The 13,872-nt window shown below is 68.4% G+C and carries 13 protein-coding genes and 1 pseudogene; 7 read left to right on the plus strand and 7 right to left on the minus strand.

Features of this window, described 5'->3' with window-relative positions; translation table 11 throughout:
- Positions 1 to 20: 20 nt before the first annotated feature.
- Entirely contained in the window at positions 21 to 1,199 is a 1,179-nt protein-coding gene (gene dnaJ / locus ABZ027_RS14470) for a molecular chaperone DnaJ (protein WP_356767967.1), read from the plus strand.
- 5 nt (positions 1,200 to 1,204) lie between these two features.
- On the plus strand, positions 1,205 to 1,657 hold the full coding sequence (locus ABZ027_RS14475; RefSeq protein WP_356767969.1) for a helix-turn-helix domain-containing protein: 453 nt from the start codon (positions 1,205 to 1,207) through the stop codon (positions 1,655 to 1,657).
- A 164-nt stretch (positions 1,658 to 1,821) separates the two neighbouring features.
- Here the strand turns inward: ABZ027_RS14475 and ABZ027_RS14480 are convergent.
- Positions 1,822 to 1,920: pseudogene (locus ABZ027_RS14480) on the minus strand (DUF397 domain-containing protein); the annotation flags it as partial.
- Positions 1,921 to 2,169: 249 nt separating this feature from the next.
- On the opposite strand from ABZ027_RS14480, the gene ABZ027_RS14485 reads away from it, so the two are divergent.
- Positions 2,170 to 3,360, plus strand: a complete 1,191-nt coding sequence (locus tag ABZ027_RS14485) for a Cmx/CmrA family chloramphenicol efflux MFS transporter (protein ID WP_356767972.1) — start codon at positions 2,170 to 2,172, stop codon at positions 3,358 to 3,360.
- Here the strand turns inward: ABZ027_RS14485 and ABZ027_RS14490 are convergent.
- The gene (locus tag ABZ027_RS14490; protein ID WP_356767974.1) at positions 3,357 to 3,542 is read right to left on the minus strand and encodes a DUF397 domain-containing protein; all 186 of its coding nucleotides are present in this window, start codon (positions 3,540 to 3,542) and stop codon (positions 3,357 to 3,359) included. The genes ABZ027_RS14485 and ABZ027_RS14490 overlap by 4 nt on opposite strands.
- A 9-nt stretch (positions 3,543 to 3,551) precedes the next feature.
- Positions 3,552 to 4,433 carry a helix-turn-helix transcriptional regulator gene (locus ABZ027_RS14495; RefSeq protein ID WP_356767976.1) on the minus strand — a complete coding sequence of 294 codons (882 nt, stop codon included), beginning with the start codon at positions 4,431 to 4,433 and terminating at the stop codon, positions 3,552 to 3,554.
- Between the two features lie 229 nt (positions 4,434 to 4,662).
- On the opposite strand from ABZ027_RS14495, the gene ABZ027_RS14500 reads away from it, so the two are divergent.
- Positions 4,663 to 5,121 carry an ATP-binding protein gene (locus ABZ027_RS14500; protein ID WP_356767978.1) on the plus strand — a complete coding sequence of 153 codons (459 nt, stop codon included), beginning with the start codon at positions 4,663 to 4,665 and terminating at the stop codon, positions 5,119 to 5,121.
- A 103-nt stretch (positions 5,122 to 5,224) separates the two neighbouring features.
- A complete protein-coding gene (locus ABZ027_RS14505) occupies positions 5,225 to 5,878 on the plus strand; it encodes a Uma2 family endonuclease (RefSeq protein ID WP_356767980.1) in 654 nt (217 codons plus the stop codon).
- Between the two features lie 8 nt (positions 5,879 to 5,886).
- Here ABZ027_RS14505 and ABZ027_RS14510 read toward each other — a convergent pair whose 3' ends face one another.
- Positions 5,887 to 7,623 (minus strand): PA14 domain-containing protein, encoded by a 1,737-nt coding sequence (locus ABZ027_RS14510; protein ID WP_356767982.1) that lies wholly within the window; start codon positions 7,621 to 7,623, stop codon positions 5,887 to 5,889.
- Positions 7,620 to 9,317 (minus strand): PA14 domain-containing protein, encoded by a 1,698-nt coding sequence (locus tag ABZ027_RS14515; protein ID WP_356767984.1) that lies wholly within the window; start codon positions 9,315 to 9,317, stop codon positions 7,620 to 7,622. Before ABZ027_RS14515 ends, ABZ027_RS14510 begins: the two co-directional genes overlap by 4 nt.
- Positions 9,318 to 9,586: 269 nt before the next feature.
- On the opposite strand from ABZ027_RS14515, the gene ABZ027_RS14520 reads away from it, so the two are divergent.
- Complete coding sequence (locus tag ABZ027_RS14520) at positions 9,587 to 10,693, plus strand: substrate-binding domain-containing protein (protein WP_356768186.1); 1,107 nt, start codon at positions 9,587 to 9,589, stop codon at positions 10,691 to 10,693.
- 46 nt (positions 10,694 to 10,739) lie between these two features.
- Here the strand turns inward: ABZ027_RS14520 and ABZ027_RS14525 are convergent, their stop codons facing one another.
- Positions 10,740 to 11,309 (minus strand): WHG domain-containing protein, encoded by a 570-nt coding sequence (locus tag ABZ027_RS14525; protein ID WP_356767986.1) that lies wholly within the window; start codon positions 11,307 to 11,309, stop codon positions 10,740 to 10,742.
- A 324-nt stretch (positions 11,310 to 11,633) separates the two neighbouring features.
- Here ABZ027_RS14525 and ABZ027_RS14530 point away from each other — a divergent pair, with 324 nt between their 5' ends.
- Positions 11,634 to 12,671, plus strand: coding sequence for a helix-turn-helix transcriptional regulator (locus tag ABZ027_RS14530; protein WP_356767988.1), 1,038 nt, complete (start codon positions 11,634 to 11,636; stop codon positions 12,669 to 12,671).
- Here the strand turns inward: ABZ027_RS14530 and ABZ027_RS14535 are convergent.
- Positions 12,634 to 13,578 (minus strand): helix-turn-helix transcriptional regulator, encoded by a 945-nt coding sequence (locus ABZ027_RS14535; RefSeq protein WP_356767990.1) that lies wholly within the window; start codon positions 13,576 to 13,578, stop codon positions 12,634 to 12,636. The genes ABZ027_RS14530 and ABZ027_RS14535 overlap by 38 nt on opposite strands.
- Between the last annotated feature and the right edge of the window lie 294 nt (positions 13,579 to 13,872).

Genomic DNA, 13,872 nt, shown 5'->3' on the forward strand with positions numbered 1-13,872 from the left:
AGGAAGGAGGGACGTCGAGGATGAGCACCAAGGACTTCATCGAGAAGGACTACTACAAGGTTCTCGGCGTCCCCAAGGACGCCACCGAAGCCGAGATCAAGAAGGCGTACCGGAAGCTCGCCCGCGAGTTCCACCCGGACGCCAACAAGGGAAACGTCAAGGCGGAGGAGCGCTTCAAGGAGGTCTCCGAGGCTAACGACATCCTCGGCGACCCGAAGAAGCGCAAGGAGTACGACGAGGCTCGCGCCCTGTTCGGAAGCGGTGGCTTCCGTCCCGGGCCGGCCGGTGGCGGCTCCTTCAACTTCGACCTGGGTGACCTCTTCGGAGGCGGAGCCCAGGGCGGGGGGAACGCCGGCGGTTTCGGCGGCGGGATCGGTGACGTCTTCGGGGGCCTGTTCAACCGGGGCGGCGCGGGCACGGGGACGCGTACGCAGCCCCGGCGCGGCCAGGACATCGACACCGAGGTCAGCCTCAGCTTCACCGAGGCGATCGAGGGCGCGACGGTCCCGCTGCGGATGTCCTCGCAGCAGCCCTGCAAGGCGTGTTCCGGCACCGGCGACAAGAACGGCAACCCACGGGTGTGCCCGACCTGCGTCGGGACCGGGCAGGTCGCCAGGGGTTCGGGCGGCGGTTTCTCGCTGACGGACCCCTGCCCGGACTGCAAGGGCCGCGGCCTGATCTCCGAGGACCCCTGCGAGATCTGCCACGGCAGCGGACGGGCCAAGTCCTCGCGGACCATGCAGGTCCGCATCCCCGCAGGGGTCTCCGACGGCCAGCGCATCCGCCTGCGCGCCAAGGGAGCACCCGGCGAACGGGGCGGCCCGAACGGCGACCTGTACGTCACGGTGCATGTCGACGCCCACCCGGTCTTCGGCCGCAAGGGCGACAACCTCACGGTGACCGTCCCGGTCACGTTCGCGGAGGCGGCCCTCGGCGGCGAGGTCAGGGTGCCCACCCTGGGCGGCCCGCCGGTGACGCTGAAGCTGCCGCCGGGCACGCCCAACGGCCGCACCATGCGCGCCCGCGGCAAGGGCGCGGTCCGTAAGGACGGCACCCGCGGCGATCTGCTGGTCACCGTCGAGGTGAGTGTTCCGAAGGACGTGACGGGGAAGGCTCGTGACGCGCTGGAGGCGTATCGCGAGGCGACCGCGGGTGAGGACCCGCGGGCGGAGCTGTTCCAGGCCGCGAAGGGAGCATGATTGGGATGGACGGTCGTCGACGCAATCCGTATGAACTGACCGAGGAAACTCCGGTCTACGTCATCTCGGTGGCGGCCCAGCTCTCCGGCCTGCACCCGCAGACCCTGCGCCAGTACGACCGTCTCGGCCTGGTCTCCCCGGACCGCACCCCCGGCCGGGGCCGGCGCTACTCGGCCCGCGACATCGAACTGCTGCGTACCGTCCAGCAGTTGTCGCAGGACGAGGGCATCAACCTGGCCGGCATCAAGCGGATCATCGAACTGGAGAACCAGGTCGTCGCCCTCCAGTCCCGCGTCGCGGAACTGCAGGCGGCCCTGGAGGGCGCGGCGGCCGCGATGCAGCAGCGCGAGGCGGCGGTACACGCGTCGTACCGCCGCGACCTGGTCCCGTACCAGGAGGTACAGCAGACCAGCGCGCTGGTGGTGTGGCGACCGAAGCGCCAGGGAGCGTCGGACTGACGCCCCGCCAACTGACCTGAGGGGCCCGGAGGTTCATCTGAACCTCCGGGCCCCTCAGGCGTCGGTCTTGAGGGTTCGGATGAGGGCGGCGAGGCCTTCGGGGGCGGCGGCGAGGGTGACGTGGGGGCGTCGCTCTCGCGGAGGCGGATGGTTCCGTCGGGAGCGGGGGCGACGTAGAGGCACTCGCCCTCGGGTCCGCCGCTGTACGACGACTTCTGCCAGGGGAGTTCGTTCATCGGGGCCTCCTGGATGGTGCGGGACATGACGTTGGCGACGTAGGCCGATTCCAGTGAAACCGAGGTGTCTCGACGGGCGTTGGTCGGGTAGCGTGCGGGCCATGTCGAGTCCTGAGTCGGACAAGGTGGGGGCTTTCGGTCACGCCGTCAGCCCCTGAACCCCTGAGCTCGTAGCCTGTCGTCGCGCCGCATTCTGTGGTGGGACGAGTGTTCCCTTGGGGCTGGCCGCGGTGACGAGAAGACCTTCTCGTGTTTCTCCTCACCTCGGAGCCTTCGATGCCACTCCCGCTGTACCTGCTTGCCATGGCCGTCTTCGCCATGGGCACCTCCGAGTTCATGCTCGCCGGCCTGTTGCCGCACATCGCCTCTGATGTCGACGTCACAGTCGGGACAGCAGGCATGCTCACCTCGGGCTTCGCGATCGGCATGATCGTCGGTGCCCCTCTGGTGGCCGCGCTTGCCCGCAACTGGCCCAGGCGCTCCAGCCTCCTCGGGTTCATCCTTGCTTTCGCAGCCGCTCACGCCGTGGGCGCCATCACCACGAGCTTCCCCGTCCTGTTCGCCACCCGGGTTGTCGCCGCGCTCGCGAACGCGGGGTTCCTCGCCGTCGCCCTGACGGCCGCCGCAACGCTGGTTCCGTCCGACAAGAAGGGACGCGCGCTGGCCGTACTGCTGTCAGGGACGACGGTGGCCACGATCGCCGGTGTCCCTGGTGGCTCGGTACTCGGCACGTTGCTCGGCTGGCGGGCCACATTCTGGGCTGTCGCCGCTCTCTGCCTGCCTGCGGCTCTCGGCATCCTGAACGGCATCCCGGCGGGACGCGTGACGGAAGAGGCGGCCGGCGGGCCGACGTTGCGAGCGGAGCTCGCCCAGCTCACGAAGGCGCGGTTGGTCCTGGTGATGCTGCTCGGTGCGCTGGTGAACGCGGCGACATTCGCAAGCTTCACCTTCCTCGCCCCCGTCGTCACCGACACAGCCGGGCTGGACGATCTGTGGATCTCTGTCGTCCTGGTGCTCTTCGGTGCCGGTTCCTTCGTCGGCGTCACCGTCGCCGGTCGGCTGTCCGACCAGCGTCCCGGTCTGGTCATCGCAGTCGGTGGTCCGCTGCTGTTCATCGGCTGGCCGGCACTGGCGGTACTGGCCGACAAGCCGGTCGCCCTGTGCACCCTCGTGTTCGTGCAGGGTGCGCTGTCGTTCGCACTGGGCAGCACGCTGATCACACGGGTCCTCTACGAGGCGGCGAAAGCCCCCACCATGGCCGGTTCGTATGCGACGGCGGCCCTCAACATCGGCGCCGCCGTGGGCCCCCTTGTCGCCGCGACAACCCTGAATACCGAGGCCGGGGACCTCGGACCGCTGTGGGCGAGCGGGCTCCTGGTCGCTGCCGCGCTGCTCATCGCGTTCCCTCTCCGCACGATGGTCGCGGCCGACCGAAGCACCGAGCCGCTGCGAGCCGGCGAGTCCTAGTGCAGGCCGGTCCTGAGGGTTTGGATGAGAGCGGCGAGGCCTTCGGGGGCGGCGGTGAGGATGACGTGGGGGGTGTCGCTCTCGCGGAGGCGGATGGTTCCGTCGGGGGCGGGCGCGAGGTAGAGGCAGTTTTGTTCGGGTCCTCCGCTGAACGAGGACTTTAGCCAATCCAGTTCGGGCATCCGAGCCTCCTAGAGCGTGTAGAGCAAGTGCTTGATGAGGGCCAACGAGTCTTTCACCGAGTGTGCTCCATAGGCCATCGATACGTCGACTGGGTTGAGGGCGTTCTCGGCGAGCCGCTCAAACAACCTGCTGTATTCATTGAGGTGTTCGGGTTCGCGCAGGTAGTCGGTGCCCGTCGCGTGGTCGAGGACGACGGTGCCGAGCCGTGGCGTACTGGGAATGACATGGACGAAGTTGCCGCTGAGGGCCGCGTACGCCTGCGCGCTGAACGGATAGATCTGGATGGTCACGTGGGGGAGGCGGGCCAACTCGATGAGCCGCACCAGCTGCTCGCGTACGACGTGAACGCTGCCGAACCTCATGTGCAGCGCCGCTTCGTGGATAACGGCGTGGACGGAGGGAGGGTTCTTGTCGGTGAGGATGTGCTGCCGTTCCATGCGGAACTTCACGGCCTCCCCGATGTTCTCGAAGCCCAGCTTGGGGCTGCTGAAGATGGCCTGGGCGTAGTCGGCGGTTTGGAAGAGCCCCGGGATGAACAGCGACTCGTGCATCCGCAGTGAGGCGGCCTGGGCCTCCAGTTCGGCCAGATTGAGCGCGCCGGACCCCAGGTGCTTTTTGTGCGCGCTCCACCATCCCTTGCCCGTTGCCTCAGACATGGACACCAGTGCGTCAACGTAGGGCTCGTCTGCGCAACCGTATGTATGGCACAGCTCCAAGAGCCGCTCGGTCAGGACCGATGTGCGGCCCAACTCGATGTGACTGAGCTGCGCCCGGCTCATGTTGATGCGCTGGGCAGCTTCAGCGGCGTTCAATCCCGCTTGTTCGCGCAGTTGTTTGAGTTCGAACCCCAGGCGGCGCTGGCGTTCACTGATGGTGGTGCGTAGTCCCACGGTCACTCCTTGGCGGCTCCCCCGAAGTCTGCCCTGTGCGGGGTGTGTGGTCCATCGGATCAGACGAACAGGTTGAGATGTATATCCCTGTCCCTCTACTGTGTGTGTGGAAGCAATCACGCAGCGAAACCATTCAACCTCCCCTGCCCGTAAGCCGACAGAGCACCCGCACAAGGGCGATGCCATCGCCGGGCAACGGGAACCCCCCACTCACCAGGAGCCCACCCTCATGGACCCGTCCCGCCGCGCAGCGCACCGCCCCGCCCAACTGACCCACGAATACAGCCTCTTCGCCCCCGGCGACGCCACCGCTCCCCGTGTCTGCCGGGACTTCGTACGCGCCGTCCTCTTCACTCACGACCGGGAGCACCTCGTCATGCCCGCTGCCCTGTGCACCTCGGAGCTCGTCACCAACGTGCACCTGCACACCAAGGGCGCGGCGATGCTCCGCCTCCGGATCACTCCGGTCGGCCTCCGGGTCAGCGTCTTCGACGAGAGTCCCGACCCGCCCGTCGTCACGTATCCCGCGGCCGGGGCCGTCGCCTGCTGGGGCAGGGGGCTCGCGCTGGTCGAGGAGATGGCGGACGGGTGGGGCGTCGCCGACGAGAGGGCGGGGCGGTATGCGAAGGGCGTGTGGTTCGAGTTGGGCGGGAGGGGCGGAGCGTGCCGGCTTCCCTCGAACGGGTGAACCAGAGGTATCTCACCTGGTCAGCCGTAATGCCGTACCTACCGTGATCGCGTTGCTTGTGCCCTGCGTACACCCAGCCCACACTTGAGGAGGTGATGCCGCCATGACCGCTCTTGCGCACGAGAGGCCCGAGACCATGCCTGAAACCAGGACCGAGCCTGTGTTCGAGGAAGGGCCTGACCTGGACGAGGTCGTATGGCAGGCATGGAAGGCCATGGAACTCCCCGAGGGCTACCGAGCCGAGATCATCGAGGGAGTCATCGAGGTGTCGCCCACCGGCCGCTACTCACACAGTCAGATCATCTTCCTGTTGAGGGAGGCACTGGGGGACTTCCTGAGGGGCGGGGACTTCGCTGCCCGTCACGATACGAACATCATCCACGACGGCTCCGCGTTGATCCCTGATCTGTTCGTCGTCGTGAGGGACCCGGAGCGTTACGTAACCGATGATGGTCTCGGTCTCACCGCCGCCGCAGTTCGGGTCATCTTCGAAGTCGTTTCCCCCGGAAAGCGCAACCAGGACCGCGACCGTGTCCGCAAGCGCCGCGAATACGCCCGCGCCGGTATCCCCATCTATGTCCTCATCGATGACTACGACGGCCAGGGTGCCGTCACCGTATTCACCGGTCCCCGTCCCGACAAGGCCGACTGGGAGGACATCCACCGTGTCCCCTACGGCACTGACGTCACCATCCCCGAAGGCCCCGCCAAGGGCTTCGTGATCGACGAGGCGATCACGGGTCCGAAGCGGGGCTGAGGGGAAAGTCAGGCCGTCGGCGCGGTGACCGCCCAGTCACCCGCGGGCGCGGACTCGGTGCCGTCGGCGGCGATCGCGGTCACCCAGTAGTACGACGTCGTGCCGTGGCGGGCGCCCGTGTCGACGTACTCGGAGGCACCGGCACCAAGGTCGGCGATCCTCGCGTACGAGGAGGTCGCGGGGTTCCACCGGTAGACGCGGTATCCGCCCGCTGCCTGCGGAGCGTCGGACCCGAGCCCGGACCACGTGAGGTGGTTGCCCTCGTCGCCCTCGGCGCCGGTCGCCGTCAGGTGGAGCGGCGAGCCCTCGGGCGTCGGCACGCTCGGCGTCGTGTCGAGCTCGGTGGCGGTCACGGCCTCGGTCGGGCCGTTCCACTTGATGGCGGAGTTGCCCTCGTCGTCCACGGCGTCGACGAAGAAGCAGACCTCGTCGCCGTCCGGGAGCGTGGTGTACGCGTAGGACGTGTCGTCGGGCGAGACGTAGTCCACCAGGCTGCCGTAGCAGACCTGTTCGTCCTCGTCGCCCGCCAACTCGCCCCAGTGGATGGTGTAGTGCTTGAGGTCCGTGGCCGGGTTCTTGTCCCAGTTCAGCTGGAAGCCGTACTCGGTCGGGGTGACTTTCAGCCCGGTGACCAGCGACGGAGGATCGTTGTCCCAGATCTTGCCCCGCTGCGGCTCGGACCGGGCGGACTCGTTGCCCGCCGCGTCGACGGCCGTGACGCGGTAGTAGTACACGGTCCCCTCGACGGCCGAGGTGTCCAGGTACGAGAGTTTGCCCGTGCTGCCGAGCGCGCTGTACGTGCCACCCGCGCTCGCCGACCGGTAGACGCGGTACGACACGGCGTCCGCGACCTTGTCCCAGCCGACCTCCAGCCCGCCCGTCCCGCCGCTCGGGGTCACCTCACCGGTCGCGCGGACGATGGTCGGCGCGGCGGGCGCGACCAGGTCGGCGGTGGTCACACCCTGGTCGGCCGTGCCCGACGACTCGTTGCCGGCCTTGTCGTAGGCGCGGACCTCGTAGTAGTAACTCGCACCCGACTTGGGGAGCGTGGTGTCGGTGTACGACGTGGAGGTCGTCGTCGCGAGCGCCGCGGCACCGAACGAGGTGCCCTTCAGGCGCCGGTAGAGCCGGTACCCGGCGAGGTCCATCTCCTTGTTCTTGGCCCAGGTGACCTTCGCCTTGCCGGTGGCCTTGTCGTACGTGACCGTGGCCGCCGTTGGGGCGAGTGGCTTGACCTTGTCGACGGTTGCCGAAGTGCGGGGTGTGTAGCCGAACTTGACGCGGGCTGACCCGGTCCAGTTGGCGAAGTCGACGCGCAGGGTGTGGCTGCCGGAGGGGATCGTGACGTTCACGGTCTTCTTCACCGTCGTCGACACGTTCTTCCACAGGTCGACCTTGCGGACCCCGTCGAGGTAGACCCGTATCCCGTCCTGGGCCTCGGCGGTGAAGGCGAAGGGCCCTCCGGAGCCGAAGTCGCGGGTCACGCTCCAGCGGACGCCGAAGTTGTCGCGCGGCACGCCGGAGGCGGGGGCGCCGGACCAGTTCTGGTCGATCGCGCTGTCGCAGTCGGTCTTCTTCGGGGTCCCGGAGAGGCTGGTGTTCGCGAAGAACTGGCGCTTGAACACGGGGGACGCGCAGGTCGTGGCGGCGGTGGCGGGCGTGGCGACGGCGGTGAGCAGGCCGCCCGCGGTGGCGAGCACGACGGCGGCCGAGGCCGCAGCGGTGGTGCGACGGGTCTGGATCACTCGGTGCTCTCGGGTTCGGTGACGGTGACGTAGGAGAAGTCCTCGCCACTGTCGAAGCGGGAGTTGTCGTAGGAGTCCACGGCCACGACGGCCCAGCGGACCGTCTCGCCCTGCCCGCTGTAGATGTCGTGGGCGAACAACAACCTCGGCTGGTCCTGCCAGGATTGGTATGCCTCGCCCCACTGCTCGTACTGCCAGGCGCCGTTCAGCAGCTCGCCGCGGTAGATGTCGTAGTGGTCGACGTCCTCCTCCGCGAGGCGGTCCCACCGCAGCTCGATCTCGGTGCCGTTCATGACTCCGCTCAGCCCGGTGACGGCAGCCGGCGCGATTCCGGTGGCGGGCGCCGTGCCGTTGACCGGTGTCGACGGGGCGGACTCGTGCTGGTGCAGGTCCACGGCGGTCACGGTGTAGGCGTACGTGGTGCTCTGCCGCACGTAGGTGTCGGTGAAGGAGGTCTGCGTGCCGCGGACCTCGTCGATCTTCCTGCCGTTGCGGTAGATCCAGTAGCTCCACAAGTCGTTTGTGCCGGGCGAGGTGGGCGTCTTCCAGGTCAGCGTGACACCGGCGCCCGCCTTTGTCGTGGCGGTCAGGCCCGTGGGTGCAGAGGGCGCGAAGTCGTCCCGATGGATCAGGACGGCGGTCGACTTGGCGGACTTGTTGCCGACGCCGTCGACCGCAGTGACCCAGTAGCTGTAGTCGACGTTCTCCTTGGCAGTGGTGTCCAGCCAGGACGTGCTCGCCACTTTCGCCATCTGCACGACCGGGTTGTCACCTCCGTCGTCGTCCCACCGCCGGTGCACCAGGTACTGCTTCGCCCCCGGCACCGCCTTCCAGGTCACCGTGATGCCCGGCTGACCGTCGGACGCAGTGACCCCGGAGGGCGCGGCTGGTGGGGTCCGGTCGACGGTGGTGACCGGGCGGTCGGCTCCGCCGGCTGACTCGTGGCCCGCCCTGTCGTGAGCGCGGACCTCGTAGTAGTAGGTGTCGCCGCTTGCCGGCGGGGTGTCGGTGTACGTGGCCGCCGAGGTGGCGGCGACCTGCTTCCAGGCACTGCTGCCCTTCAGGCGCCGGTAGACCCGGTACCCGGCGAGGTCCATCTCTTTGTTCTTCGCCCAGGTGACCTTCGCCTTGCCGGTGGCCTTGTCGTAAGTCGCCGAAGTGCCGGCCGGGACGAGCGGGGCGACCTTGTCGACGGTTGCTGAAGTGCGCGGCGTGTAGCCGAACTTGACGCGGGCCGACCCGGTCCAGTTGACGTGGTCGACGCGGAGGGTGTGCTTGCCGGCGGGGATGGTGACGTTCACGGTCTTCTTCACCGTCGTCGACACGTTCTTCCACAGGTCGACCTTGCGGACGCCGTCGAGGTAGACCCGTATCCCGTCCTGGGCCTCGGCGGCGAAGGCGAACGGTCCGCCGGAGCCGAAGTCGCGGGTCACGCTCCAGCGGACGCCGAAGTTGTCGCGCGGCAGGCCGGAGGCGGGGGCGCCGGACCAGTTCTGGTCGATCGCGCTGTCGCAGTCGGTCTTCTTCCGGGTCCCGGAGAGGCTGGTGTTCGCGAAGAACTGGCGCTTGAACACGGGGGACGCGCAGGTCGTGGCGGCGGAGGCGGGCGTGGCGACGGCGGTGAGCAGGCCGCCCGCGGTGGCGAGCGCGACGGCGGCGGAGGCCGCGGTGGTCGTGCGTCTGACTGGGGTCATTCGGTCCTTCAGTCCTGATCATCAACGGCAGGCGGAGCGTTGATCACCAGGACTGACGATGGTGGAGATTGGTTGTACGTGACTTTTTTGACCCCGCCCGCACCTCAAGATCACCCAGGGTCCCCCACGCCTTCACAGGAACCCCACGTTTAACGTTGCCATCTCGATAAGTGATTGATCCTTGACGACTCTGTGAAGGCCGCGTTGGCTTTCTTCACCTGGGTCGCGACAGCACCCTCGTTCGGAAGGCAAGCGCGTTGAACACCCGTATGCGTCGTAGCGGCATAGCAGTGGCCGCAGGTTCCCTCACGCTCTCCCTGTCCGCCTGCGGGGCGCTGGGAGTGGCCGGGAGCAGTACCGAGGCCAGCCCCACCAAGGGGAACGACATCACGGTGGGCCTGTTGCTGCCGGAGAAGGCGAACACCAGGTACGAGAAGTTCGACCACCCGATGTTCGAGGCCAAGGTCGCCGAGCTCACCAGGAAGCAGGGCAAGGTCGAGTACGCCAACGCCGACGCGAGTGCCAGACGGCAGGCCCGGCAGCTGCAGGAGATGATCGACAACAAGGTCGACGTGATCGTGCTGGACGCCGTCGACGCGCACGCCATCGCCGACGGTGTGAAGAAGGCGAAGGACGAGGGCATCCCCGTCATCGCCTACGACCGGCTCGCCGAGGGCCCGATCGACGCGTACATCTCCTTCGACAACGAGCTGGTCGGCGAGGTCCAGGGCCGCTCCGTCATCGAGGCCCTGGGCTCGGGACGGGACACCGCGGACAAGATCGTCATGATGAACGGCTCGTCCACCGACCCGAACGCCAAGCAGTTCAAGGCGGGCGCGCTCTCCCAGCTGGGCGGCAAGGTGACGGTCGCCAAGTCGTACGACACCGTGGAGTGGAAGCCGGAGAACGCCAAGGCCAACATGGAGAAGGCGATCGACGCGCTCGGCGCGAGCAACATCGCCGCCGTCTACTCCGCCAACGACGGCATGGCCGGCGGGATCATCGACGCCCTGAAGGGCGCGGGCGTGACCAAGCTGCCGCCGATCACCGGTCAGGACGCCGAACTGCCCGCCGTGCAGCGGATCCTGACGGGCGATCAGTACATGAGCGTGTACAAGTCGTACCCGCAGGAGGCCGAGTCCGCCGCCGAGATGGCGGTGGCGAAGATCCAGGGCAAGGACATCCAGTTCGACGCCCTCGCCTCGGACCGGGTCGACAGCCCCACCGACAAGGACATCCCCGCGCAGCTGGTCCCCGTGGTCGCCCTGACGAAGGGCAACATCAAGAGCACGGTGGTCCAGGACGGCTTCTACAAGCTGTCCGAGATCTGCGCCGGCAAGTTCCAGAGCGCCTGCGACGCCGTCGGGTTGGAGTAGTCGCACCGGCGCCGGCCCCACGCGGCGTGGAGAGGGGTGAGCGGGGTCAGGCTGCGGGCCAGTTCCGCAGCAGGCTGTCGAGGGCGTCCAGGATCCGCGTCCAGCTCTCCTGACTGTCCGGGGCGCTGTGGCTGAAACCACCCGCCAGTTCCAGGCTGACGTAACCGTGGAAGACGCTGCCGAGGAGCCGGACCGCGTGGGTCTGGTCCGGCTCGGTGAGGTCGTAGCCGCGCAGGATGGCGCGCGTCATCGCGTTGTGCCTCCCGCCGGCGCTCGCGGCGGCCGCCTCGGGGGAGAGCCGGTACTGGGCCGCCGCGTAGCGCCCGGGGTGTTCGCGGGCGTAGTCGCGGTAGACGTCCGCCAGGGCGGTCAGCGCGTCCTTGCCGGCCCGGCCGGCCAGTGCGGCGGAGCCCCGGTCGGCGAGCTCCTCCAGGGCGAGCAGGGCGATCCGCGTCTTCAGGTCGTCGGAGTTGCGGACGTGCGAGTACAGGCTCGCGACCTTGACCTCGAACCGTCGCGCCAGCTCCGAGACGGTCACCTGCTCGAACCCGACCTCGTCGGCCAGCTCGGCCCCCGCCCGGGTCAGTCTCTCGCGGGTCAGCCCCACGCGCACCATGGGTTCCTCCTCGTTGTCAGAAGCGATTATGCGAGCTCCTAACACTTTTAGGAAAAATGGGAGGCATTCACGCAGCGATGCCGGGACCCGAAGGTGCGCGGGAGGGGTGGCGAGGTGGCGGTTTCCGGCCAGCTCCACACCTGCGTGGTCGGGGTCCCGGCGCAGGTGCCAGCTGGTTGCGGCGAGCCCGTCGAGGCCCCGGGAATAACGGGGCGAATGGCGGTTTTTCGGCGCCCATGGCGCGGGGAGCCGTGTTGCGGAGCCGGACCGGTCCGCGCATAGTTGCGCTGCGGAAGACGCTGGAACCGGGGGGTGAACGGGGCGATGACCGGGCACGCGGCGGAGCAGCATCCACACGGCGCCGACCGACTGTGCGAGGCGGGCGATCGCGTGTACTCCCGGGCCGTAAGGCGGGGCCGGGTGCCGCGCCGCGACGCGGAACCGGTGCCCTGTCTGCTGGACCTCGCCCTGCTGCATCCGGACCCTGACGACATGGACTGGCTGGTGCCGACCGCCCCGCAGGAGGTCATGACACGGCTGCTGCGCGGGCTGTACGACGAGGTCAGCACGAGCCAGCGGCGGGTGGGTTCGGCGGTCGCGGCCTTCGAGTGGTACGCAGGGCTCGGCGGCCGACGACCGCAGGCGGTAGCCGCCGAGGGCAGCGCGATCCGGGTCCTGGACGGACTGTCCCGCATCCAGGCCGCGATGGACGAGGCGACCGAGGCGTGCACCAACGAGGTTCTCAGCGTGCAGCCCGGCGGGATCCGCCCGGAGCACGAGCTGACGGAGGGTCTGCACCGGGCGCTGGCCCTGCGCGCCCGGGGCGTGCGCATGCGCGACCTGTACACCCATGTGGCCCGGCACGGTCAGGGTCTGCTCACCTACCTGGAGTTGATGGGCGGCGCGGTCCAGGCGCGCACCCTGGACGAGGTGATCGAACGCCTCATCCTGTTCGACCGCACGGTCGCCTTCATCCCGGCGAACGCGGACCGCACGCTGGCCCTGGAACTACGTCACCCGGCCCTCGTCGGCTACCTGGGCACGGTCTTCGAACGCCTCTGGCGGCTGGCGATCCCGCTCACCGCTCCGCTGCCCGACACCGGCATCGAGGGGATCTCGCATCGCGAACAGTCCATCGCGGCCCTGCTGGCGGAGGGCCACCAGGACGCGGTGATCGCGGAACGGCTGGGGATTAGCGTCCGCACCTGCCGGGCCCACATCGCGCGGCTGTCGGAGACCCTGGGTGCGGCCAGCCGCACCCAACTCGGCGTCCGGATCGCCCAGGTGGGCCTCGACGGGCCGCCGCGGCCGGAGCCGACCCGTCTCACTCTGCCCGATCAAGGATCCCGGAGTGGGCGATGAGGTAGCCGAGTTGGGCACGGCTGCCGCTGCCCAGGGCGGTGGCGAGTTTGGCGATGTGGGCGCGGCAGGTGCGCACGTTCATGCCCAGCCGGCGGGCGATCGCCTCGTCCACGTGGCCTTCGACGAGCAGCTTGGCGATGGAGTGCTGGATCTCCGTGATGCCGTCGGGAGCGGTCTCGTAGGGGGCCCCGGTGCTCAGCGGGACGGCACGGTCCCAGAGGTACGCGAAGACCTTGATCAGGTAACGCACCAGGCCGGGGTGGCGAAGCTCCAGGGCGACCTGCTGGTCGTCCCTGGTGGGGATGAAGGCGACGGTCTCGTCGCAGATGATCAGGCGTTCCACCAGCTCGTCGATGGTGCGGTACTCCGCCTTGCCGTCGGCGAGGTGGGAGGCGTACGCCAGCTTCTCCTGGCTGTAGCGGGCCGTGTGCTGGTACAGCGTGCGGATCCGCACGCCCCGCTCGATCAGCGGCCGGTCGCGTTCCATTCCCTGCAGCAGGCTGGCCTCGGACATGCGGTCGCTGGGCTGGACCGTGAGCATCTCCGACTGGCACTGGGCGGTGGCCATGTTGAGCGCCGCGTTGATCCGGTCGCCGCCCTCCAGAACCGTGAGGGAGTCGCTCGTCGTCGTCACCTGTGTGCTGAGGGCCATGAACGGCTCGAAGACGTCCGAGAGTTGGACGGAGCGGCGCCGGCGCTCGCTGATCTCGCGTTCCAGGGGGTTGAGTCGCTGGGCCAGCGCCACCGCCGGGGGCACCGGCCGCAGGAGCTCGGGGTCGTCGGGATCGGGGTGCAGGAGGGCGAACTCCATGAGGCACGGGGCGTCTTCCGCGTCGGCACGGGCGATGCGGCCGACGCGCAGAGCGGTGGCGTAAAGGCGACCGCCTTCCTCGCACAACTCCGTCATCGCATGGGGATGTGTGCCTTTAGTGCGATTCGTTGCCAAATCTCCACCCCCCAGGGTCCTGAACGTGCAGGAACATGATGCATCGATTGTGTGGCCATGACGTGCCCGAATGAGCCATCGTCGTACTCGACGGGGGATAAGGGGACTTTCAAGTGAGGACGAAGCCGACTATGCGTAATAAAATGCTTCGCTCGGTACTTGTCGCCGCCTTCTCCGCCGTTGTGGCCCTAGGAGCGCTGGGTGGTGCGACCGGTGGGAAGGACGACGTTCGGGCGAACAGCAGCTGGCCGTCGG

The sequence above is a fragment of the Streptomyces sp. NPDC006332 genome, assembly GCF_040612855.1.
Classification (GTDB): Bacteria; Actinomycetota; Actinomycetes; order Streptomycetales; family Streptomycetaceae; genus Streptomyces.